The sequence below is a fragment of the Aureimonas fodinaquatilis genome (assembly GCF_008369445.1).
GTDB lineage: Bacteria > Pseudomonadota > Alphaproteobacteria > Rhizobiales > Rhizobiaceae > Aureimonas > Aureimonas fodinaquatilis.
In genome coordinates, this window is sequence record NZ_VTWH01000002.1 from 666,167 (window position 1) to 688,029 (window position 21,863).

The 21,863-nt window shown below is 55.3% G+C and carries 24 protein-coding genes; 4 read left to right on the plus strand and 20 right to left on the minus strand.

What is annotated here, in order from left to right:
• Window positions 1-61 precede the first annotated feature (61 nt).
• Complete coding sequence (locus FPY71_RS09110) at window positions 62-499, minus strand: CBS domain-containing protein (protein ID WP_149299807.1); 438 nt, start codon at window positions 497-499, stop codon at window positions 62-64.
• A gap of 72 nt (window positions 500-571) precedes the next feature.
• On the minus strand, window positions 572-1,285 hold the full coding sequence (locus tag FPY71_RS09115) for a rhomboid family intramembrane serine protease (RefSeq protein ID WP_246160255.1): 714 nt from the start codon (window positions 1,283-1,285) through the stop codon (window positions 572-574).
• A gap of 494 nt (window positions 1,286-1,779) precedes the next feature.
• On the opposite strand from FPY71_RS09115, the gene FPY71_RS09120 reads away from it, so the two are divergent.
• Window positions 1,780-2,373 carry a transglutaminase-like cysteine peptidase gene (locus FPY71_RS09120; protein WP_246160257.1) on the plus strand — a complete coding sequence of 198 codons (594 nt, stop codon included), beginning with the start codon at window positions 1,780-1,782 and terminating at the stop codon, window positions 2,371-2,373.
• Window positions 2,374-2,512: 139 nt separating this feature from the next.
• Here FPY71_RS09120 and aztD read toward each other — a convergent pair whose 3' ends face one another.
• The 4 genes from aztD to aztA all read right to left on the minus strand — a co-directional run bounded on the left by aztD (window position 2,513) and on the right by aztA (window position 6,383).
• Window positions 2,513-3,712: a zinc metallochaperone AztD gene (gene aztD / locus FPY71_RS09125; RefSeq protein WP_342791259.1), complete on the minus strand. Its 1,200-nt coding sequence runs from the start codon at window positions 3,710-3,712 to the stop codon at window positions 2,513-2,515.
• Between the two features lie 79 nt (window positions 3,713-3,791).
• Window positions 3,792-4,727 carry a metal ABC transporter solute-binding protein, Zn/Mn family gene (locus tag FPY71_RS09130; protein WP_149299813.1) on the minus strand — a complete coding sequence of 312 codons (936 nt, stop codon included), beginning with the start codon at window positions 4,725-4,727 and terminating at the stop codon, window positions 3,792-3,794.
• Window positions 4,728-4,755: 28 nt separating this feature from the next.
• Complete coding sequence (gene aztB, locus FPY71_RS09135; RefSeq protein ID WP_149299814.1) at window positions 4,756-5,625, minus strand: zinc ABC transporter permease AztB; 870 nt, start codon at window positions 5,623-5,625, stop codon at window positions 4,756-4,758.
• Window positions 5,622-6,383, minus strand: a complete 762-nt coding sequence (aztA, locus tag FPY71_RS09140) for a zinc ABC transporter ATP-binding protein AztA (RefSeq protein ID WP_149299816.1) — start codon at window positions 6,381-6,383, stop codon at window positions 5,622-5,624. Before aztA ends, aztB begins: the two co-directional genes overlap by 4 nt.
• Window positions 6,384-6,489: 106 nt before the next feature.
• On the opposite strand from aztA, the gene FPY71_RS09145 reads away from it, so the two are divergent.
• On the plus strand, window positions 6,490-6,891 hold the full coding sequence (locus FPY71_RS09145; RefSeq protein ID WP_149299818.1) for a Fur family transcriptional regulator: 402 nt from the start codon (window positions 6,490-6,492) through the stop codon (window positions 6,889-6,891).
• Between the two features lie 95 nt (window positions 6,892-6,986).
• Entirely contained in the window at window positions 6,987-8,276 is a 1,290-nt protein-coding gene (locus FPY71_RS09150; protein WP_188052280.1) for an MFS transporter, read from the plus strand.
• Window positions 8,277-8,286: 10 nt separating this feature from the next.
• On the opposite strand, the gene FPY71_RS09155 is transcribed toward FPY71_RS09150, so the two are convergent.
• The 6 genes from FPY71_RS09155 to FPY71_RS09180 all read right to left on the minus strand — a co-directional run bounded on the left by FPY71_RS09155 (window position 8,287) and on the right by FPY71_RS09180 (window position 12,547).
• Window positions 8,287-8,802 (minus strand): MerR family transcriptional regulator, encoded by a 516-nt coding sequence (locus tag FPY71_RS09155; RefSeq protein ID WP_149299822.1) that lies wholly within the window; start codon window positions 8,800-8,802, stop codon window positions 8,287-8,289.
• Between the two features lie 23 nt (window positions 8,803-8,825).
• Complete coding sequence (locus FPY71_RS09160; RefSeq protein WP_149299824.1) at window positions 8,826-9,158, minus strand: integration host factor subunit alpha; 333 nt, start codon at window positions 9,156-9,158, stop codon at window positions 8,826-8,828.
• A gap of 102 nt (window positions 9,159-9,260) precedes the next feature.
• Window positions 9,261-10,241, minus strand: a complete 981-nt coding sequence (locus FPY71_RS09165) for a beta-ketoacyl-ACP synthase III (protein ID WP_149299826.1) — start codon at window positions 10,239-10,241, stop codon at window positions 9,261-9,263.
• 1 nt (window position 10,242) lies between these two features.
• Window positions 10,243-11,319 carry a phosphate acyltransferase PlsX gene (gene plsX / locus FPY71_RS09170; protein WP_281287491.1) on the minus strand — a complete coding sequence of 359 codons (1,077 nt, stop codon included), beginning with the start codon at window positions 11,317-11,319 and terminating at the stop codon, window positions 10,243-10,245.
• Window positions 11,320-11,426: 107 nt separating this feature from the next.
• Window positions 11,427-12,008 (minus strand): YceD family protein, encoded by a 582-nt coding sequence (locus tag FPY71_RS09175; protein WP_149299828.1) that lies wholly within the window; start codon window positions 12,006-12,008, stop codon window positions 11,427-11,429.
• Window positions 12,009-12,010: 2 nt separating this feature from the next.
• Window positions 12,011-12,547 (minus strand): ubiquinol-cytochrome C chaperone family protein, encoded by a 537-nt coding sequence (locus FPY71_RS09180; protein WP_149299830.1) that lies wholly within the window; start codon window positions 12,545-12,547, stop codon window positions 12,011-12,013.
• 192 nt (window positions 12,548-12,739) lie between these two features.
• Between FPY71_RS09180 and FPY71_RS09185 the strand changes: the two genes are divergently transcribed.
• Entirely contained in the window at window positions 12,740-13,225 is a 486-nt protein-coding gene (locus tag FPY71_RS09185; protein WP_149300556.1) for an outer membrane protein assembly factor BamE, read from the plus strand.
• A gap of 112 nt (window positions 13,226-13,337) precedes the next feature.
• Here the strand turns inward: FPY71_RS09185 and FPY71_RS09190 are convergent, their stop codons facing one another.
• From FPY71_RS09190 to nuoN, 8 genes are all read right to left on the minus strand, one after another.
• The gene (locus tag FPY71_RS09190; protein WP_149299832.1) at window positions 13,338-14,015 is read right to left on the minus strand and encodes an ABC transporter ATP-binding protein; all 678 of its coding nucleotides are present in this window, start codon (window positions 14,013-14,015) and stop codon (window positions 13,338-13,340) included.
• Between the two features lie 6 nt (window positions 14,016-14,021).
• Entirely contained in the window at window positions 14,022-15,314 is a 1,293-nt protein-coding gene (locus FPY71_RS09195) for a lipoprotein-releasing ABC transporter permease subunit (protein ID WP_425457873.1), read from the minus strand.
• The gene (gene proS, locus FPY71_RS09200) at window positions 15,311-16,633 is read right to left on the minus strand and encodes a proline--tRNA ligase (RefSeq protein ID WP_149300558.1); all 1,323 of its coding nucleotides are present in this window, start codon (window positions 16,631-16,633) and stop codon (window positions 15,311-15,313) included. The genes FPY71_RS09195 and proS overlap by 4 nt, the downstream gene beginning before the upstream one ends.
• A 542-nt stretch (window positions 16,634-17,175) precedes the next feature.
• A complete protein-coding gene (locus FPY71_RS09205; protein WP_149299834.1) occupies window positions 17,176-17,442 on the minus strand; it encodes a DUF1467 family protein in 267 nt (88 codons plus the stop codon).
• Window positions 17,442-17,849 carry a methylmalonyl-CoA epimerase gene (gene mce / locus FPY71_RS09210; RefSeq protein WP_149299836.1) on the minus strand — a complete coding sequence of 136 codons (408 nt, stop codon included), beginning with the start codon at window positions 17,847-17,849 and terminating at the stop codon, window positions 17,442-17,444. Before mce ends, FPY71_RS09205 begins: the two co-directional genes overlap by 1 nt.
• Window positions 17,850-17,853: 4 nt before the next feature.
• Window positions 17,854-19,503, minus strand: coding sequence for a ribonuclease J (locus tag FPY71_RS09215; RefSeq protein WP_149300559.1), 1,650 nt, complete (start codon window positions 19,501-19,503; stop codon window positions 17,854-17,856).
• A gap of 159 nt (window positions 19,504-19,662) precedes the next feature.
• A complete protein-coding gene (locus FPY71_RS09220) occupies window positions 19,663-20,376 on the minus strand; it encodes a biotin--[acetyl-CoA-carboxylase] ligase (RefSeq protein WP_281287492.1) in 714 nt (237 codons plus the stop codon).
• A gap of 41 nt (window positions 20,377-20,417) precedes the next feature.
• Window positions 20,418-21,857 carry an NADH-quinone oxidoreductase subunit NuoN gene (gene nuoN, locus FPY71_RS09225; protein WP_188052326.1) on the minus strand — a complete coding sequence of 480 codons (1,440 nt, stop codon included), beginning with the start codon at window positions 21,855-21,857 and terminating at the stop codon, window positions 20,418-20,420.
• Between the last annotated feature and the right edge of the window lie 6 nt (window positions 21,858-21,863).

Here is a 21,863-nt window from a genome sequence, read left to right on the forward strand (position 1 = left end):
ACGGCGATGCGGCCAAGCCGGTATTTAAAACCTCAGCCAATCGAACGACGCTTTGAATGCCTTATCCGGCAGCGGTGTGAATATAGGCGCGCATGTCTTCCGCCTCACGCTCCACGGTTTCGATACGTCGCTTCACCACGTCGCCAATGGAAATAACGCCGACCAGAACATCGTCTTCACACACAGGCAGGTGGCGGAATCTGCCACGGGTCATCAATTCCATAACCTCGTCCACTGTCATGTCTTCGCGCGCGGTTATAACTTTTGTTGTCATGACGGCAGAAACGCTTTGACCCAGACACTCGGCGCCATCTCTGCCCAGGATACGCACAATATCGCGCTCGGACAGAATGCCCGTCACACGCCCGTGGCCATCGGTGGCGATCAGAGCTCCAATTCTTTTTTCAGACAATATGGCCGCAGCATCGGCAACAGTTGATTGCGGGTCAATCGTGGCAACATCCCTGCCTTTTTCTTCCAGTATTTGCCTGACCGTCATGTCTTCCTCCCATTCAACCTTCTGTTTTGTTGAATGGTGCGTCAGTCACTGCCATTCGGCAAGGGGCTTGTTTCAACGAAACCGCTGCGTGCGAACTGGATCGAAATAGCCAAAGAGCAGGAAACCGACCGCAAACCCGCCGAGATGGGCCTCCCAGGCAATTGTATTGCCACCGGCGAAGCCTGCCGAACCGATGGCAAGATTTGTGCCAAAAAATATGAGAATGAACATCAGCACGGTTCGGTTGGTCAGTGATTCTTGCACGGTCAGCCGCGGCGCGTAGGAATGCACGGCAGAACCCAGTTGCCCGGGAAGGGTCAATGCAAACCGGCAGGCGCCCCCCATCAATGCAGAAACCACGCCGGATGCGCCGATCATCGGCTGCAACAAAGTTGGCTGCATAATATAGAACAGGGCCGAGGCACCCAGTGCTCCGGCCAGCGAAAAGGCGATGAAACGCGCGACCCCCAGCCTGCGGGCAACGGGCGTGCCGAATGCCAGCAGCCACAACGCATTGGCAGCCACATGCCCCCAGCTTGCATGCAGCAAGGCATAGGTTACAGGTGTCCAGAAATTTGCTCCCGGCAGCCTTTCCCCACAATCGGGCACCGGCACATTGTAGCACCCCGGAATCAACGAAAAATCGATCAGCACCTTAAAGTCCGTGCTTGGCGAAAGCACGTATTCGCGGATGAGGTGAATGCCGACAATCAGCGCCAGAGCGCCAAGAATAATGCCCGGAATATTGAAGATGGGCGGGTTGGCGGTTCTATATTGCGGTGTCACGCTGGGTTTCCCGGTTGAATATATCGGCAATGATGCCCCGATTGTGGCTTTCTGCAACCATTCATAAAGGCTGTTTTGCGGCTTTGACAAAAAACACCGGCTGCAAAACCCGGCAGAATCACGCTTTTTCAGGCCTGTTGTTAACTCGCTCCTAGCGGCCTGTTAAGACCCCTTTCCTGCCCGTTAGGAATTGCCGAGTGCAGGTTTCGCGGTCTGGTTAACGGCGTTTCATCCCATCCACAGGCCGCCGTTAACTTTTGAAGCCGCATTTGCGCCATTGTCCGGGTGGGCTGGAAACTTCTGTGAATTTGCGCCTTCTTAAGCTTCACAAGACCTTACCGAAGCGCCCAAAATGCCGCGTTTGTGGTTCAAAAAAATGCAAGCACAAGGTCTGAACGCAGCCATTCAGATTTAAGACAGATTGTCGGGCGGTTTTTGGATTCCCGGTAAAGTGGCCCTGTCATTGTTGTTTCCGAAGACGGGAGACAACCATCGTGATCAACATTCTACGCAAAGCAGCCATTGCCATCGCAGTCAGCCTGTTCACTTTGCCGGGCGTTGCCAAGGCGGATATGCCGGTGATGGGGCCAACCAGCCAGCCGATTGGTCACTATGTCTTCTGTCAGTCCTACCCGGCCCAATGCCAGGCAAATCCATCAGGCAACTCGGTCCGGTTCAATGATGCCGTGTGGAACATGCTGGTTGAGGTCAACAGTGCCGTCAATTTCGCCATAACCGCCCGTACGGATATGGAAATGCACAATGTACCCGAGCTCTGGTCCTATCCGACCACAGAAGGCGACTGCGAGGATTATGCGCTTTTGAAGCAGCATATGCTGGAAACGGCTGGCCTGCCCCGCTCTGCTCTGCTGATCACAGTTGTCCAGCAACCCAATGGTGAAGGTCATGCGGTTCTGACCGTGCGCACCACCGGCGGTGACTTCGTGCTCGACAATCTGGACGACCGGGTTTTGAAGTGGAAGGAAACACCGTACCGCTACATCAAGCGCCAGTCTGAAAAGCACTGGGGCAAATGGGCAGCGATTAACGACGATCGCGACATGATGCTGGTGGGCAGCGTGCGCTGATCAGACGAAGAGGTCCCCCCGCGAAGCCCGGATCGAAAGATCCGGGCTTTTGCATTTTCTGATGTCGGATAACCGGTCAGTCTGCACTTGCGGAAAACAGCGTCTGACCGTTGCGACGACGCCGTCTCAACGAAAAACTTTAGTGATCGTGCTTTTCCCCGGAGCCGCCCACAGCAACGATGTTGAACGGTTTGCCATCCAGCGAAATTGAACCCGCTGGCTCGAATATCTCGGCGTTGACCAGATGAATGAGCCCTTTCAGCGGATCAGTCACTGCAATTTCTGTGCCTGAAACCGCAATTCTGGGCCGTGGATCGCTCCAATGGCCATCCATTGAATATGGATCTGTCAGTTTGAGCGATTGAACCAGTGTGCCGCTCAACACGTCCAACTGATGGAGCTGCCCATCCTCGGTGAAAATATAGGCAAATTTTGACCGCACCGGATCAACAGCAAAATGGACCCGCCTGACCGGAAGCTCAATCAGCCGGAATGCTTCCGCTTCGGCCGGGTCTATCAGCACAATCCTGTCTGGCCCATAATTGCCCAGAAAATACTGCAATCCCCGGCCACCGATCAGTGTGGTTGATTTGCCGGCCGGCAGGGCTTCCGCGTATGGCAGATGACGGACCTGCGGCCCGTTGTCACCATGGGTTACCAGCAAAAGCCCCGTTGCACAGGCAAATGCCAGGAGATTGCCGGATGATGCCTCCCCATGCAGATCGGGACATGCGTGAACATCTCCCACCATATCACCCGCACGATCCACAACGCGAATGCCGACCGGCAATTCATCCGGCTTTTCTTCATTCGGTTCTGAAAGCAGCACGTGATCACCATAAGCCACGGACACACCATGGTGAGGCGCTTTGGTTTTATATTCAACAAAGGTCGCATCACCTTGCAGCACTGCGTCTTCCATCACATTGCGGGAAATTCCTTCCCCATCAAAAAACAACGCAATTGCGCCGCCATGTTCAACAAAGTGCGATGGTTTGGCGCCTGCAAAGCTGACATCCAACAGGCTCGCATCTTCCACTTTCAGATCACCATGGTCGCCATGGTCATGAACCGAAATGCCGGTCGAAACGACGTTGACGACGCCAGCAGCGCCTTGAATGGCAAACACGCTTTCACCGCTGCTCGTGCGATGCAATGCGGCAGGGCCGTTGACGGTGAGAGTATCAAGCGTCTGTTTCGACACCGCATCCACCACGGTGATGGACGGTTGTGCATGATCGGACACAAAATAGCGCCAGGCCTGCAATTCTTCTGCTTGCGATGCGCCCGCAAATCCTAGTGCAAAAGCCAAAGCGGTTGAGCATTTCAACAATCTCATCATTCACTCCAATTAAATGTTATTACATTACATAGTGTTGGCAAAAAAAGGGCGGAGTCCCGCCTTGTGGTTCGGCTGATCATTGTCCTCGCATGGCATTTGCCATCTGCTGGGCGTTAAACCGCATCATCTCTACATATGTGGCGGCCGGGCCGTTGGCGTCCGAAAGCGCGTCTGAATACAGCGTTCCGCCAACCTGAATTCCGGTTTCAGCCGCAATCTGCTCAATCAACCGTGGGTTGGTGATGTTTTCCACGAAAATTGCAGTCGCGTGTTTCTCACGTGCCAGCGTTATCAGCTGCGCAATTTCGGCCGCTGAAACCTCTGACTCCGTGGACACGGATTCTGCCGCCAGAAATGTTACGCCATACTCATGTGCAAAATATCCGAAAGCATCATGCGAGGTGATGGCGATACGACGCGCCTCGGGAATCTGCGAAAGAGAAGCGTGGATTTCAGCGTCCAGAGCCGCCAGCTCCTGCAAATAGGCTTCGCCATTTGTCCGAAACACATCGCAACTTGAAGCATCCGCCGCACAGAAAGCCTCGACAATGTTTTTCACGTAGACAGAGGCATTTGGCACAGACTGCCAGGCATGCGGATCAAACTCACCATGATGGTGATGCCCTTCATGGCCATGCCCATGATCGTCGTGATCGTCGGCGCCCTTCAGCATTTCGCCGCCCTTTGTCAGCTCCACTATCGGCGCCTTCGTGCCGCTTGCCTGGACCAGCCGGGGGATAAAACCTTCAAACTGCAAGCCGTTGGTCAAAACAACATCTGCATTTGCCATAGCGGCGGCGTCGGCAGGACGCGGCTCATAAACATGGGCGTCACCATTTGGCCCCACCAGGGTGGTGATTGAAACATGCTCTCCACCCACATTCGCCGCCAGATCGGCAATGATCGAAAAGCTGGCGAGAACATTGAGCTGTTCCGCCCTGGCAGACCCGGTGGATACGGAAAACAATGCCAACGCACTGACAGCTGCTGTCATGCGGTATGAAATGCGCATCAAAAACTCCTTAGTTGTCATTTCGCTCTCAGGAATAGCGGACCCGGCGCAGACGCATGTTCAGCGCACCGCGCGTGCCAATCACGATCGAAACCAGGTAGATTGTTCCGGCGGAAAGAATGATCGAAGGGCCGGAAGGCAGAGACCCGTGATAGGACAACAGCAGACCGGCAACGCAGGATATTGCCCCAAAGCCCGCCGCAAGAAAGCACATTGGCAACACCCTGACGGTCCAGAACCTTGCTGCAGCAGCGGGAAGCACCATCAACCCCACAGACAGAAGCGTGCCAAGTGCCTGAAAGCCACCGACCAGATTCAGCACGACCAGAGTGAGGAAGACGAAGTGCACCGGCGTTCCCAGGCCTGAAACCGAGCGGAAAAACAGCGGGTCCATGCATTCTGCAACCAGTGCGCGCCAGAATATCGCCAACATGGATACAGTCACGAGATTGACCAGCCCGATCAGCACCAGCGCATCATTGTTCAACGCCAGCACCGTGCCGAAAAGCACGTGCAGCAGATCGACGCTGGATCCGCGCAGGGAAACAAGCATAACCCCCAATGCCAGCGAAATCAGATAGAATGCCGCAAGTGAGGAATCTTCTTTCTGAATGGTGAAGCGAGCCACCGCTCCGGAAACAAGCGCCACAACAACCCCTGCCGCCATTCCGCCAAGGGTCATCGGAATGATTTGCAGACCAAACAGCAGGAAGCCCGCTGCCGCGCCCGGCAATATGGCGTGCGCCATGGCGTCACCCGTCAGGCTCATGCGCCGCAGCATCAGAAACACACCGATGGGGCATGCGCTGGCAGCAAGCAGCAGGCCACCCGCCAGCGCTCTTTGCATAAAGGCAAAATCCACAAACGGCGTTATCAGAAGCTCATACAAAAATGTCATGACTGTGCAGCCTGTGCGTAATGTCCCGATGCGCAAAACGCATTTTGCGCGGCCGCAACCCGGTCCATTTCCACCTGTCGGGCCAGCCGAAGATTTTTTTCACACAGCACATCCGCGGTTTCGCCCCACGCGATCGGCTGACCGGCCAACAGCAGAGTTTGCGGAAAATGGCGCCGCACCAGCTCAATGTCATGCACCACCACCATGATGGTGCGGCCTTCCGCGTGCCAATGACGAATCAACCGGACAAGATCAGCCGTGGTGGCGGAATCGACAGCATTGAACGGCTCATCCAGCAAAATCAGCCCGGCATCCTGCAGGATCACACGTGCAAACAGGCACCGTTGCAGCTGCCCGCCGGAAAGCGCGTCTATCGGGGTGTTTTCCAGCCCGTCCATGCCCACCGCGTGCAATGCCCTGACAATCGCCAGCTTGTCCTGCTTTGTGTGCCAGCCAAGAAGCCCCCGCTTTGGCCAAAGCCCCAGACCGACAAGCTCATGCACCTGCGCCGGAAAAGACCGGTCAAGCTCCGCCTGCTGAGGCAGATAGGCGATGCGTGAAGCATCATGGCGGCACAGGCCCGACATTGGCTGCAGAATTCCAGCCACCGCCTTCATCAGCGTGGATTTTCCAGAGCCATTTGCCCCGACAACTGCCGTTAATGAGCCTTTGCAGAGCTCGCCAGTCAGATCGTGCAGCACCACACGGCGGTCATATCCCAGCGCCAAACGATCAAATGTCAAACAGGTTTCGCTCATGGGATTACAGTCCGCCACTCTTTCGCTATGCTTGTTTGACCCGGCTTGTGATGTTATTACATATCGGATGAATTCGACTTATGGAAGCGGCGGTTGAGGAATTTTTATGGCGTCGGAAAAATCTCTGACCAAAAACCAAAGTCAGGTCATGAATGCCCTGTCTCAGGCAAAAGGCCCGTTAAGCGCGTATGCCCTGCTGGACCAACTGCGGGACCAGGGTTTCAAGGCACCACTGCAGGTTTACCGCGCGCTGGAAAAGCTGGTGGACTATGGCATGGTTCACCGGCTGGAAAGTTTGAACTCCTTTGTCGCCTGCGCGCATCCGCACCACCATTCACATGGGTTGATTGCATTTGCGATTTGCGAGAACTGCGGCCACACCGACGAGTTCACGGATTCAAAGCTTGAGCAGACACTGGGTGGCTGGGCCAGCGCCAATAATTTTAAAGTTGAAAAAACCACGATAGAATTGCGTGGACAGTGCGGTCGCTGCCTGGCGGCCCACTGATTGCGACTGCATTTATTTTGGCACAAAGTCCCATGCACTCTTTCCCGAGGCAGCGAAATCTCACATAAAGGTTTGAGATCCTTTATGATCACAGATTGAAAGCACGCCTCTCACGCATTGGAATATCCGCCATTCCCGACAATCCGGAAATACTGAGCGCTGCGCTGGAGCCGCGCAAAAGGAATTTTATTCTTTTTGCGGTGGCCCAGTTTGTCAGCTTTGCCGGAACGTGGATGCAAAAAGCAGCCGTTGGCTGGCTGATCTGGGAATTGACTCACTCCCCCGGCTGGGTTGGTGCCATTGCATTAAGCGACCTGATCGCCGCCCTGTGGGTTGCCCCACTGGCTGGCGCGGTAACAGACCGCAGCAACCCCTATCGATTGATACAACTGACGCAGTTTCTGGCCCTGTCCAACACGCTGTTGCTCATGGCGCTTGTGTTTTCGGGCGGCGTCACACCCTGGCTGTTGCTGGTCTGGGCAATCATAGATGCCACGATACAAGGTTTTAACCAGCCAGTTCGCATGCTGATTACAGGCACACTGGCGCCCCGAGGATTGCTGAACCAGGCTATTGCCTCCAATTCCATTGCCGCAAATCTGGCTCGCATTGGTGGTCCGGCACTGGCGGGAATTCTCATGCTCAAATCCGGCATAGAATCCGTGCTTTTGCTGAATGCCATCAGCTTTATCGCAATGTTCGGCATTATCTGGCATTTGCGCATCTGGATCGATCAGCCGCGAGCCGGTGGAGCCCACCGCTCGCTTTTCGCCGATATGCAGGCCGGCTTTTCCTATATTCGCAACACGCGCGAAATCGCCATGCTGTTCGTTTTTGCACTGTCATTTTCCCTGCTGGGACGCCCGTTCATCGAGTTGTTCCCGGCAATTGCCGGTGAGACATTTCAGGGCGGCCCGGGTATGCTGGCATCCCTGATGAGCGCGCAGGGTGTGGGCGCCCTTGTTGGAGCAACCTGCATGCTCACACCATGGCGGCGCAATGTGTTGATTGCCATTACCTATTGCGCGGGCATCAGCGTCTGCCTGAGCCTGATATATTTTTCCACCACCACCAACCCGTATTTTGCGCTGCCCGCCATCGCCTTTGCCGGCATGTTCCACGTTGTCTGCAACATTGGCATGCAGTCGATGGCCCAGACCATGAGTGAAATGGCAATGCGTGGCCGTGTGCTGGCGCTTTACTGGATGGTGTTTCGCGCAGTCCCTGCCCTGGGCGCATTCACCATCGGGCTGGCCGCACACTGGTTCAATCTGCAAGTGCTGATCGGGCTGGCGGCCTGCGTGTTTATTGTGTTCACGCTGATCAAGCTGCCGCTTGTACGGCAGGTGTATTTCAACAAGCCGATGGCCAGCGGCAAGGATTGAATGGCGGGATTTAGCGAACCTGGTCCAGCAGGCGCTTGAGCTCAAGAAGCTCCATCAAAACCTGATTCAGCCGGGCAACGGATTCCGGTGGCAGGGCAGACGCGGTTCCAGACATGTCCCGGTCGCGGCGCAACAGGTTTGAAAGCCCACTGCGAGGACGTTCCGGCAGCTTTTCGCCTGCCTCGTCATATCCACCGGCCGGTTGCACATGTCCTTCGGCAGGCACCGGAATATCGTCCAGCCCTGCGGTGTCGCCCGCCCCTATCGCAGTGACAAAACGATTGCCCTGCTCTTTCAGGATTTTCTGGACGCCTTTGATCGTATAGCCCTTCACATAGAGAAGGTGCTGAATACCCTTGAGAAGATCAATATCATCCGGTCGGTAGTATCGCCGCCCGCCGCCCCGTTTCAACGGCTTGATCTGGGGAAAGCGCGTTTCCCAGAAACGCAGAACGTGTTGCGGAAGATCCAGATCTTCCGCAACTTCGCTGATTGTTCTGAACGCTTGCGCGCTTTTATCGTTCATATCGGCTTTCCGCGAAAATCGGTTTACTCGGCAGCCTTCAGAACTGAACTGCTTCGGGCAGTGTGCGCTTCAAGAATACGCTCTTTCATCACGTTGGATGGTTTGAAAACCGTAACCTGACGAGGGCTGATCGGCACCTCTTCACCCGTTTTCGGGTTGCGGCCGATACGTTCATTCTTGCTGCGCACCAGAAACGAACCGAACGACGAAATCTTCACGCTTTCGCCGCGCGCAATGGTGGCGCAAACTTCCTCAAGAATGGACTCGACCAGATAAGCCGATTCCGTCCGCGAAAGTCCGATCTTGCGAAAGACCGCCTCTGCCAGATCGGCTCGTGTGACCGTTTTGTCACCCATTCTAACCCCTCAACTTTGAAAGGAAACGCTCCGCATACCCCACGCGAAAACGTCGCCCGAATATTATTAACATATCGAATAGGCAAATGAAATCAAGGAGCTTCACGACCAGCGGACGACACAAGCGCCCCAGGTGAAGCCGCCACCCATTGCCTCAAGCAACACAAGATCACCCTTGCGGATGCGACCGTCCCGGGCAGCGATGTCCAAAGCCAGCGGAATCGACGCAGCAGATGTGTTGCCGTGCTGCTCGACCGTTATCACCACTTTTTCGGGCGCAATGCCAAGCTTTTTTGCTGAGGCATCGATAATTCTTCTGTTGGCCTGGTGCGGCACAAACCACTTGATATCGTCCGGGCCAATACCCAGTCCTTCAAAGGAATCCTCAATCACATCGGTGATCATGCCGACCGCGTGTTTGAAGACCTCGCGCCCCTCCATGCGGAGCTTTCCAACCGTGCCGGTGGTGGAAGGACCGCCATCAACGAACAGCTTGTCCTTGTGGCTGCCGTCAGAGCGCAACCGCGAAATCAACACACCCTCATCTGCCAATCCACCTTCGCCGGTGGAAGCTTCAAGCACTACGGCGCCTGCGCCGTCGCCAAACAGCACGCATGTGGTGCGATCGTTCCAATCCAGAATTCTGGAAAAAGTTTCCGAGCCTATCACCAGCGCACGCTTTGCCAGCCCGCCCTTGATGTACTGGTCCGCTGTTGTCAGCGCATAAACAAAGCCGCTGCAAACCGCCTGCAGATCGAAGGCAAATCCGTGTTTTATGCCAAGCAGATTTTGCACCTGCACCGCAGATGCCGGAAATGTGTTGTCGGGTGTGGCCGTTGCCAGCACAATCAGGTCAATGTCCTGCGGCTCCAGACCCGCAGCAGCAAGCGCTCTGCGTGATGCCGCCTCCGCCATGGAAACCGTTGTTTCCGTTTCTCCGGCAATGTGGCGGTTGGCAATTCCCGTGCGCTGGCGAATCCACTCGTCAGACGTCTCCAGCACGCCCTCAAAGTCACTGTTGCTCATCGAGCGTGAGGGAAGATAAGACCCCGTTCCACGTATAATGGACCGTATAACACTCATATTACGCGCTCTCCGCGGTCTTGCCACTGTCTGGCAGATGCGCAGACAGGCTGGAATAAAATTCTGCCAGATCCTGTTCAATTTTCTGAATCAGATCTGCTTTTGCCATGGCGTAGGCAATATCGATTGCCGATGCTGTTCCCTCTGCATCGGAACTGCCATGGCTTTTGATGACAATGCCGTTCAACCCGAGAAACACACCGCCATTAACCTTGCCGGGATCCAGCTTCTCGCGCAGCCTTTTGAACGCGCCCCGCGCCAGAAGATAGCCAAGCCGCGCCATCAATGTGTGGGTCATGGACGCGCGCAAATAGGACGCAACCTGCTTGACCGTGCCTTCAGCCGTCTTCAGCGCCACATTGCCGGTAAACCCTTCGGTCACCACAACATCCACCGTTCCGCGGCCCAGATCGTTGCCCTCGACAAATCCGTGGTAATTCAGCCCGTCTATCGGGCTTTCCTTCAAAAGGCGACCTGCCTCACGGATTTCATCCTGCCCTTTGACCTCTTCAACGCCAATGTTCAACAGCCCGATGGTGGGCCTGGAAATAGCCAGGACGGCCCTTGCCATCGCCGCGCCCATAACCGAAAAATCCACCAGTTGCTGCGCATCTGCTCCAATGGTGGCGCCCACATCCAGCACGATGCTTTCGCCGCGCAGGGTCGGCCATATACAGGCGATCGCAGGCCGCTCGATATTGGCCATTGTGCGCAGGCAGAATTTTGCCATTGCCATCAGTGCCCCGGTGTTGCCAGCAGAAACTGCAACATCAGCCTCATGCGTTTTGACAGAATCAATCGCCCGCCACATCGACGATTTGTAGCGCCCCTGGCGCAAAGCCTGAGACGGCTTTTCGTCCATGCGCACCGAAACTTCGCAATGATGAAAGGTACTGGCAGCCTTCAGCCGTGGCATTGTTTCCAGTATCGGCAGCACTTCGCTGTCACGGCCAAACAGAATAAATTTAATGTCCGGATGACGTTCTAGAGCAATCTGAGCGCCTGGAAGTATGATTGCCGGGCCATGATCGCCACCCATGACATCCAGCGCGATGCGGATTCCGGTTTTTGAATTCAACTTTAATTCACCTTCCATCGCGGCAACACGACCGGAACCTTGCCCAGGCGAAGCCAAAATCGTCATGAGAGTCTAAACAGCAACTGCGGCCAAAGATAAAGCGTTGGTCAATTGGAATTTTCGGAAGAGTCTTTTCGCCACCCCTGCAGGCTGGCAAACGGCGAAGGCTCCTTTTCCTGCACTGTGTTATCAGTGCTATACTCATTAAATGTTGCGGTCTCTTCTCGCGGATAAGGATTGATGGCCAGTGCCAGAAGCTCCTGCAGCGATGCACCAAGATTGATCCTGTCGCCAGAAAAACTTTCCGGTATCTCATCGCCTTCCGGGTCCAGATGCAACTCACCATCATGTTCCGGCGCAATGCGAGCCAGCCGCGATCCGTCTGGCACAAAGACCAGGTCCACACGTTCGTTGATCGATTCAGGTATCGGATCAAGCGTCAGGACCGAGGCCTGCTGCAGCCTTGCTTTCATAACACCTTTTACACTGACTCCGTCACGCCGCCATGGCATGACGGTCAGTTCAGCACTCATTTCCTCAACGGTTAAAACGCCCAGAAACTCCGCAAGCCTGATCAGCTCCTGATCAGATGCCTTGAAACCGAGGTCCAGACCGCTTTTCGGCAGGCGGCTTATCACAACGTCAAAATCCAGCACGCAATCATCCGCTGTCTGCTTACGATCCTGCATAGTTAAGACTGCCTCGATTCGATTACCACCGGCTCACCAGCCAGAATGACCGCGTCAGGAATACGGGCATAAGCAGCCGATGCGGCAAGTATATGGTCTGCCCAAAAATCGGAAGCGCCTTCCGGCATGCCGCCCTCAGGAAACAATTCCGATGCGACAGCAGCCTCCAGACTGTTTCTGTCAGCCTGCTCCACCGGCTTGGAAAACGCCCGCACACGCTGGTAGAACAGCCCGGCAAGCTTTCGCATGCGCTTTGGCACCGCCATGTAGCCGATTCCGATTTCGCGGATTGAGTGGTCAAGGTCGGTCATGAACCTGTCCACCAGATCCTGTGCCAATGGTGAAAGTGCGCTGTCCTGCCGGCAGCGGTGCAAAAACAGAAACATTTCAATCGACAGTGAATCAAACCTGCCCATGACCGTGTCCGGCAAACCGCCGGCCAGAAAAAAGCGGGGCTGGCGCGCACGTTCGACCACGCCAGCATAGAGCTGGTCGATGACGTCCCTGTTTTTGCGCCCCCTGCGAAATCTTTCGAACATTTCCGTTTCCACCAAGAAATCGTGTTGCCAACGCGTTCGCACGACCTGCGTGCGATTGCAACGCTCCCTTATGTGCTTTACCAAGTCGTTACGCTTCTCTGAGTTGAAGATGCCGCAATTGCACTATCTTTAACTACCAGAGGTGAATTGCCAGAATGCTCCGATCTCAGGGAGACCAAACGCGTGACCAGAATGACCCCTTCCTTCCGCTCCTTATTGGCGGCCCTCGGGCTTGCCTCGACTGTAGCACTGGCAGGTTGCCAGACTGCGGAAGTCTTTAATCAAGGTTACATTATTGACGAACAGGCCTTGTCGCTGGTTCCGGTTGGCTCCAGCCGTGAGCAGGTTCTGCTGGCATTGGGCTCTCCGTCGACCACAGCAACATTTGACAATGAAGTGTTTTATTACATTTCGCAAAAACGGGTCCGGCAATTTGCTTTCCAGCAGCCACATATCGTCGACCAGCGCATTCTTGCCATCTATTTCGGCAGTGACAATCGCGTGAGCCGACTGGCGAATTACGGACTGCAGAACGGGCAGATCTTCGATTTCGTCACCAGAACCACACCGACCGGCGGTAGCGATGCCAGCTTCCTGGGCTCGATTCTCACCGAGCAGCCTTCGAATGATGGTCTCAGCAACATGATCCGCGGCGACACTGGCCCGGCTGGTTTCTGATTGCACAGACAACTGGCTTCAGGCGCCATGAGCGCTTGAAGCCGCTGACAAAAAATATGCCGCGATCCCGGGCTTGGGGTCGCGGCATATTTTTTAGACCTGAAATGCTGCCTCAGCCAAAGTCTGCCGGAACTATCTTGCCGTCAGCAAGCGTCACAACCCTGTCCATCCGCTGGGCAAGTTCGTGATTGTGCGTTGCTATCAACGCCGCCACTCCGGACTGGCGAACCAGCGCTGTCAACGCATCAAACACATAATGCGAAGTCACCGGATCCAGATTGCCGGTAGGCTCATCTGCCAGCAGCACATGGGGGCTGTTGGCCACCGCCCGCGCAATGGCTACACGCTGCTGCTCACCGCCCGAAAGTTCTGCCGGGCGGTGCTCTGCCCGTTTGCCAATCCGCATATAATCCAGCAATTGTGCGGCACGAGCACTGGCCTGACGCCGTGACAGACCCGAAATCATCTGTGGCATCATGACATTTTCCAGCGCGGAAAATTCTGGCAGCAAATGGTGGAACTGGTAGACGAAGCCAATTGAGTTGCGCCGCGTCTGCGTGCGCTGCTGATCAGTGAACGTGCCGCACGCCTGATCGCCAATGTAAACCTCGCCGCTGTCTGGCCGCTCCAGCAAACCGGCAATATGCAGCAAGGTCGATTTGCCTGCCCCCGAAGGTGCAACCAGCGCAACCATCTCGCCCGATTCCATGGAAAAATCGGCCTGATCCAGAATGACCAGCCGGTTTTCACCCTGCACAAAGTGCCGTTCTACCGCTTCAAGCTTCAGCATGCGTGCTCACTCATACCGCAGCGCTTCAACCGGATCGAGCCGGGATGCCTGCCATGACGGAAACAATGTCGCAACAAACGACATGCCAATTGCCATCGCCACAACCGTTATGACCTCTCCTGCCTGCACTTCTGCCGGAAGGCGGCTCAAGAAGTAAAATTCCGGATTGAATATTGTCGTGCCGGATATCCAGGAGAAAAACTGCCGCAGGTTTTCGATATTCAGGCAGAACAACACTCCCAGCGCGAAGCCCGCCAGTGTTCCGGCAATGCCGATGGACGCCCCGGTTATCAGGAAAACCCGCATGACCGCGCCCTTGCTGGCACCCATGGTGCGCAGAATGGCGATATCGCGCCCTTTATCCTTAACCAGCATGAACAGGCCGGAGATAATATTCAGCGCCGCCACCAGAACAATCAGCGTCAGGATGATGAACATGACGTTTCTTTCCACCTCCAAGGCGGAAAAGAAGCTTTCGTTCTGCTGCTGCCAGGTGATGGTATAGGCCGGGCGCCCGGCCGCTTGCTCTATCGGCCCTTGCAGGGCGACAACATTGTCTGGTCGGTCAACAAAAATTTCAATCTGCTGAACCTGATCCTCGCTGTTGAAGAACAGCCCCGCTTCCTGCAACGGCATATAAACATAGGCGGCATCATATTCCGACAAGCCAATTTCGAAAATTGCGCTGACTGGATAGGATTTGACGCGGGGCGACGTACCAAACGGTGTCACATCACCTTCCGGCGCGACCAGCCGGATGAGATCGCCGGTCACCAAACCCAGAGACGCGGCCAGCCTGCTGCCCACTGCCACGCCTTCACCAGCGTCAAAGCCATCCAGCGTGCCGCTGCGTATATTGCCGGAAACCGGCGTCAGCCGCTGCAAATCCGCCTCGCGAACACCTTTGACCAGGGCCCCGGCATTCGCGGCAGTTTCACCCGTTGCCAGCACCTGCCCTTGAATCAACGGCATGGTGAATTTGACACCCGGAACACCGTTGATCCGCTGCGCCACTTCGTCATAATCGGTCAGTGGGGTGTCCATTGCCATGAGCACCACATGGCCGTTCACACCGAGAATGCGTGTCAGAAGCTCGGTCCGAAAGCCATTCATCACCGACATGACGATGATCAGCGCCGCTACACCCAGCATGATACCGATGAATGAGAAACCGGCGATCACCGACACACCGGCATCGCGCCGCCGCGAGCGCAGATAGCGGCTCGCAATCATCCACTCGAACCGCGAGAACGGCCGGGTTTTGCCACTTGCCTCCATACCGCCCGCTTTCTCGATCATCCGGCAAACCGGTTCAGAAGGTCTGACAGCGGCACAACCTCGCGCTCGCCAGTGGCGCGGTGCTTGATTTCCACCTCACCCGCCTTGACGCCGCGCGGACCGGCAATAATCTGAATTGGCAATCCAATCAGGTCCATAGTGGCGAATTTGGCTCCAGCGCGTGTGTCCTGGTCATCATAAAGCACGTCCAATCCGGCATTTTGCAGGTCGGCGTAGATTTTTTCGCACGCGGCATCGCAGTCTGCATCGCCCGGCTTCATGTTGATCAAACCAACGTCAAATGGCGCAACGCCCTTTGGCCAGATGATGCCGTTTTCATCGTGCGAGGCTTCAATAATGGCAGCAATCAACCGGCTTGGCCCAATTCCGTAAGAGCCCATGAACACCGGCGTGTCCTTGCCATCCGGTCCGGTGACAACGGCCTTCATCGGCTCTGAGTATTTTGTGCCAAAATGAAAAATATGGCCCACTTCAATACCGCGTGCAGCCACCTTTTCATCTTCAGGCAATGCATTCCATGCGGTTTCGTCGTGCATTTCTTCCGTTGCCGCATATGGCGTTGTCCACTGCCGCACAATGTCAGCCAGTTCGCCTTCATCAGCGAAATTCACCGCTTGCGAAGGCACGGCCATGTTCAGGTAATCACGGTGGCAGAAAACTTCGCTTTCGCCGGTGGACGCCAGAATGATGAACTCATGGCTCAACTCTCCGCCAATCGGCCCGGTATCGGCGCGCATTGGAATAGCCTTGAGGCCACAGCGCTCGAACGTGCGCAAATAGGCAACAAACATCCGGTCATAAGACACTTTGGCGGATTCATAATCCACATCGAAGGAGTAGGCATCCTTCATCAGGAATTCACGAGAGCGCATGACCCCGAAGCGTGGCCGAACCTCATCGCGGAACTTCCATTGAATATGGTAGAGATTGAGCGGCAGGTCCTTGTAGGACCGCACGTAGGACCGGAAAATATCCGTGACCATTTCCTCATTGGTCGGACCATAGAGCAAATCACGCTCATGCCGGTCCTCAATGCGCAGCATTTCCTTGCCATAGTCATCATAACGTCCACTTTCGCGCCAGAGATCGGCGGATTGAATGGTCGGCATCATGATTTCAATGGCGCCAGCGCGGTTCTGCTCCTCACGCACAATATTGCAGATTTTGTCGAGAACCTTTTTGCCCAGAGGCAACCAGGAATAGATGCCCGCCGTCTGCTGGCGAATCATCCCCGCCCGCAGCATCAACCGATGCGAAACAATCTCTGCTTCTTTCGGTGTCTCTTTGAGAATCGGAAGGAAATATTGAGTGAGACGCATACTGCCCCGAACTGAAAATTGTTTCATGAGCCTGCCCCGCAGGCTCGCTGACCGACTTCTAACGACTGTGACGATTCTTGCAAAGCGTTACATGCGTTCAAGGCGGCATCTTTCTCCACGGAGTGTGCCTCAGAAAACGCTGAGAATTTACCGGGTTACCACAAAAGCATTAGGCGAGGATCAGGCCATCACAACCACTAATTTTGAATGCTTAAACCACTGATATAATGAGATATTTTTCCAGTCCAAATTGCAGATTGAATAAATTTGATCAGATAAAAGGCATTTTGTTTAAAAAAGTGCCCGAAACAGAAAAATTCCTGATGACAAACATTAAACTCTTGTAATATGGTTTCGTCATACCAAGGTATCGGGGCTCGATACCATACTGAACGGTCTAGTCTTGGGAGGACGTGACTTCTGGCGCAAGCAATTGCCGCCCTTGGCTTTCAGCCAGGTATGAAGTCCAGACCTGCAATTCAAATGCGAGGCGAAAGCCTCGCATTTTTTTTGCCTGTCATGACCCTGAGTGATGGGGCGGCTTATGTGCCGGGGATGATATGCGGCAGGCTGTTGAAGGTGATGCCAAATACCTCTACCGCCACATAAAGCGCAGCCATCACAAGGGCCGAAACCAGTGTGGTCAGCAAAGCCTTGAACAACAATCTTGGCTGCTGGGGTGCACTGTGGGTTGTGCCGAGGATGATGTCGTTATCATCGGCCTGCGAACGCACGCCAATCGGCAGTATGGCAAACAGCACGGTCCACCAGATCACGAAATAGATCGCGATGAGCGATAGAACTCCCATTAGCCAACCTCTTCCAGTTCCACCAAAGTGCCTAAAAAATCAGCAGGGTGCAAAAACAGCACCGGATTGCCATGGGCACCTTTTCGCGGCTTGCCATCCCCCAGAACTCTGGCGCCCTTGGCCACAAGTTCTGCGCTGGATATGGCAATGTCTTTCACTTCATAACAGATATGATGAATACCGCCGCGACCGTTCTTTTCCAGAAAAGCTGCGATGGGCGATTTTTCGCCCAATGGCTCCATCAACTCGATACGGGTGTTCGGCAGATCCACAAACACAAGCCGCACGCCGTGTTCTGGAAGCGACTGGCTGTCAGAAACCTCGGCACCAAGCATATCGCGATACAATGCCACTGCGGATTCCAGATTTGGCACGGCAATGGCAACATGGTTGAGACGGCCGATCAATGGATTATCCCCCGACAACAAACACCGTGACGACAGGCTTCTTGCCCCAGGCGTCGTTGGCCTCTGCCCGCACTGCCCGGCGCACGGCCTCTTTCACCAGCTCAAAATCCTTGCGGCGTGCGCGTGGAATGCTTTCGATCGCGCCTGCTGCGGCATCGATCAGAAGTTCTTCCATGCTGTCACCCTCAATGTCTTCCTTTGGCAGACCCAGAAGCGCTACCTCAGGATCGTGGCGCATTTCGTGCTTGCCAGTCAATTCCACGACAACGCAAACCTGACCGGCATAAGAAAGCTTCCGCCGCTCGGAAATGCCCATCGCTTCCTGTGAACCGATGAGATAGCCGTCCTTGTAGATGCGGCCAAATGGCACTTCGTCAATGATTTCGGCGTTGCCGGGGGCAAGCCGCACCATATCGCCATTGCGCATCGACACCACCTGCTTGATGCCAAGACTTCTGGCAAAAGCAGCATGTGCCACAAGGTGCTGTGCCTCACCATGTGCCGGAATGGCAATTTTCGGTTTGACCCAGTCATACATCTGCTTGAGTTCACTGCGGCGCGGATGGCCGGAAACATGCACAAGCATATCCCGGTCCTCGATCACCCTGACACCCATATCAACCAGATTGTTCTTGATATCGTTGATGGCTTTTTCATTGCCCGGAATGGCGCGGGAAGAAAATATCACCGTGTCGCCCTTGGACAAGGCAACGGCCGGATGCTCGTCATTGGCCAGACGCGCCAGCGCTGCGCGGGATTCTCCCTGGCTGCCGGTCAACACGATCACGGCCTTTTCGCGCGGGATGTAGCCGAAATCCTGCTCGGACAGAAATGGCGGCAGATTTTCCATATAGCCAAGTTCGGCAGCCACATCGGCCATGCGCTTCATGGAACGGCCCATGAGCAGCACTTGCCTGCCCGCTTCGGCAGCAGCCTGCGCAATCGAGCGAATGCGCCCGACATTGGAAGAAAATGTCGTCAGCGCAACGCGGCCTTCCGACATTTTGATGATTTCGGCCAGACTGCGGTTTACATCCTGCTCACTGGGCGAAACGCCGTCGCGCATGGCATTGGTGGAATCACAGATCAGTGCGAGCACACCCTCTTCGCCAATTTCACGAAATCGCTTTTCGTCCGTTGGTTTACCCAAAGCCGGTGTCAGATCTATTTTCCAGTCGCCCGTGTGGAGAACTGTGCCAAGGCTCGTACGGATTGCAAGCGACACCGGCTCCGGAATTGAGTGCGTAACGTTGATCGCCTCGATTTCAAACGGCCCGCACCGGAAGCGATCTCCTGGCGTGAAAATCGTGACCGGAATTTTCGGCGCACCGGGCTCTCCCTCTCGCTTTGCCTCAAGCAAAGCTGCAGTGAACGGTGTGGCATAGACCGGCACTTTCAATTTGGGCCAGAGACTCATCAACCCGCCATAATGGTCTTCATGAGCATGGGTGATGATAATCGCCTTCAGGCTGTGCCGTTCCTGCTCCAGAAACCGGATGTCGGGGAAAACCAGATCCACCCCCGGCAGTTCCGGTCCGGCAAAGGAAACGCCACAATCGACCGCAATCCATTCGCGGTTATTTTCCGGGCCAAACCCGTACAGAGCGAGGTTCATTCCTATCTCGCCAATGCCGCCTAGCGGCACAAATACCATTTCATTCACGCGACGTTACTTCCATAACAGGACCAGCGGAGCGTGAGGCTTTCGCGACCTCACCCTCCACTGTAAAAAGCAGGCCGAAAAGCCCACATGGTTTATGCCCAGGATAACGGCGGGCGACCGAATTCTTGATGGATCGAAGATTACCGGATCTTAGCCGAGCAGAAAAACATCCCCTGCGGAAAACACTTCCAGCGCGCCATTTGCGCCCTCAAGAAGCAGCCGCCCCTGCAAGTCCAGATCCACAAATCTTCCTGAAACAGATCGATCCGGCAGATTCACCGTGATCATTTGCCCCAGACCGGCGGAGCGGTCCAGCCAGAGACGCCGGACTTCCCCAAAATTTTCGCCTCGCCGCCACAGCGCCAGAGCCTCATTAATGCCAAGGGCAACGGCATGGAATACATCTTCCACAGTACCGGAAAATCCGCATTCGCGCAGCGTTGCCACTTTATAAGGCTGGCCCTCTGGTTTGAGGGCAACATTGATCCCCGTTCCAATAACCACGGCTTGCTGGCCGGTGGCCAGCCTTTCGCTTTCTATCAGAATGCCGACGCATTTGGCTCCATGAAGCAGAATATCATTGGGCCATTTAATTCTTACTGCGTCCCGATCAAGTGCCGGCAATCCGGCAAGTGCTGTCTGTAACCCAACGGCCACAACCAGCGGCAACTGCCCCAGAACCGACAACGGTGCCGGTTCCATCAGCAACAGGCTTGAATAAAGATTGCCCGGTTCCGATGCCCAGGCCCGGCCGCGACGGCCCCTGCCCTCCAACTGGCGGGTGGCCGTGACCCAGAGGTTGCCCGGATCCCCCGCTCTTGCGGCTTCCATCGCCACAGTGTTGGTTGAGCCGACATCCTGCAAAGCAAGGTGCCGACCCTTATAGTGCTGAGTTGAGCTTTTGATCAGAAGAATGTTCCGGCAGCAGAGGCAGCTGCAGCAAACATCGGAGCTGCCAGAACAATGTAAGCCGGGAACACAAACACTGTGGAAAGGCCAAGCACCACGCGCAATTCCATGGGCATTGGCACAAAGCCGGTTGCGGGCTCGTCCACCCACATGACTTTGACAATGCGCAGGTAATAGAACAGGCCGATAGTGCTGGCCACAACGCCAATAATGGCCAACGGGTAGAGACCTGCGCCCACTGCCGCCATGAAGACGTAGTATTTGCCCCAGAAACCCAGCAGAGGCGGCAAACCAGCCAGCGAGAACATCAGAATTGTCATGGCCAGCGCCATAACCGGATGAGTGCGGGAAAGACCTGCAAGGTCAGACACTTCCTCAACCATTCCATCCTTACGGCGCATGGACAATATGACCGCAAATGTGCCGACCGTCATGGTCATGTAAATGACCATGTAGATCAGAACACCTGTCACACCGGCCTCATCCCCTGCGGCCAGACCAACCAGCGCATAGCCCATATGGCCGATGGACGAATAGGCCATCAGGCGCTTGATATTGCGCTGACCGATGGCAGCAAACGCACCAAACACCATGGATGCAATGGACACAAAGACGATGATCTGTTGCCAGTCGGTTGTGTATGGCTGGAAGCTCTGCACGGTAAACCGCGTCAGCAGCGCCATGGCTGCAACCTTGGGTGCGGCGGCGAAAAATGCAGTCACCGGTGTCGGCGCGCCTTCATACACGTCCGGTGTCCACATGTGGAAAGGCACGGCGGAGATTTTAAACGCAAGTCCGGCAATGACAAAGACCAGACCGACCAGCAGACCAAACGAGCGCCCTTCTGAACTCAAAGCAGCGGCAATGGCGGAAAACTCGATCTGTCCGGTGAAGCCGTATACCAGCGAAGCGCCATAGAGCAGCATGCCGGAGGACAGCGCGCCCAGAACGAAATATTTCAGGCCAGCTTCGGAAGAGCGCGCATTGTCGCGGTTGATAGCGGCAATCACGTATAGCGCCAGAGACTGCAATTCCAGCCCCAGATACAGCGCAATCAGATCGCCGGCGGAAACCATGACCATCATGCCGGTCGTGGCCAGCAGCACCAGCACCGGGAACTCGAACTTGTCGAAATTCTCGTTGCGGGCAAAGCTGACGGACATCAGCAATGTCACGGCCGAACCGAGCAGTACCGCCACTTTCATGAAACGGGCAAACGGATCAAGAATGATTGAGCCACCGAACGCCACACCATTAGGCGTGGAGCCGATAAGCCAAAGCGCGGCAAACAGCAGCAATCCGACAGAAAGCAGCGTGACCATTCGGCCGCTGCGCTCGCCCGCAAAGGTGCCCAGCATCAGCAGCGCCATGGCGCCTACGCTGACGATCAGTTCGGGCCCCACAATTGGGAGGCTTGCAGCAATGAACTCGGAAATCATGGC

Excerpts from the sequence above, each read along its gene's own strand:
- FPY71_RS09190 (WP_149299832.1), bottom strand. The coding sequence starts at position 14,015 with ATGCTGAAGCTTGAAGCGGTAGAACGGCACTTTGTGCAGGGTGAAAAC.
- FPY71_RS09185 (WP_149300556.1), top strand. The coding sequence starts at position 12,740 with ATGACCCCTTCCTTCCGCTCCTTATTGGCGGCCCTCGGGCTTGCCTCG.
- aztB (WP_149299814.1), bottom strand. The coding sequence starts at position 5,625 with ATGACATTTTTGTATGAGCTTCTGATAACGCCGTTTGTGGATTTTGCC.
- proS (WP_149300558.1), bottom strand. The coding sequence starts at position 16,633 with ATGCGTCTCACTCAATATTTCCTTCCGATTCTCAAAGAGACACCGAAA.
- FPY71_RS09205 (WP_149299834.1), bottom strand. The coding sequence starts at position 17,442 with ATGGGAGTTCTATCGCTCATCGCGATCTATTTCGTGATCTGGTGGACC.
- aztD (WP_342791259.1), bottom strand. The coding sequence starts at position 3,712 with ATGAGATTGTTGAAATGCTCAACCGCTTTGGCTTTTGCACTAGGATTT.
- FPY71_RS09180 (WP_149299830.1), bottom strand. The coding sequence starts at position 12,547 with ATGTTCGAAAGATTTCGCAGGGGGCGCAAAAACAGGGACGTCATCGAC.
- aztA (WP_149299816.1), bottom strand. The coding sequence starts at position 6,383 with ATGAGCGAAACCTGTTTGACATTTGATCGTTTGGCGCTGGGATATGAC.
- FPY71_RS09195 (WP_425457873.1), bottom strand. The coding sequence starts at position 15,314 with ATGATCGAGAAAGCGGGCGGTATGGAGGCAAGTGGCAAAACCCGGCCG.
- FPY71_RS09130 (WP_149299813.1), bottom strand. The coding sequence starts at position 4,727 with ATGCGCATTTCATACCGCATGACAGCAGCTGTCAGTGCGTTGGCATTG.
- FPY71_RS09160 (WP_149299824.1), bottom strand. The coding sequence starts at position 9,158 with ATGGGTGACAAAACGGTCACACGAGCCGATCTGGCAGAGGCGGTCTTT.
- FPY71_RS09165 (WP_149299826.1), bottom strand. The coding sequence starts at position 10,241 with ATGAGTGTTATACGGTCCATTATACGTGGAACGGGGTCTTATCTTCCC.
- FPY71_RS09145 (WP_149299818.1), top strand. The coding sequence starts at position 6,490 with ATGGCGTCGGAAAAATCTCTGACCAAAAACCAAAGTCAGGTCATGAAT.
- FPY71_RS09155 (WP_149299822.1), bottom strand. The coding sequence starts at position 8,802 with ATGAACGATAAAAGCGCGCAAGCGTTCAGAACAATCAGCGAAGTTGCG.
- FPY71_RS09215 (WP_149300559.1), bottom strand. The coding sequence starts at position 19,503 with ATGGTATTTGTGCCGCTAGGCGGCATTGGCGAGATAGGAATGAACCTC.
- FPY71_RS09110 (WP_149299807.1), bottom strand. The coding sequence starts at position 499 with ATGACGGTCAGGCAAATACTGGAAGAAAAAGGCAGGGATGTTGCCACG.
- FPY71_RS09175 (WP_149299828.1), bottom strand. The coding sequence starts at position 12,008 with ATGCAGGATCGTAAGCAGACAGCGGATGATTGCGTGCTGGATTTTGAC.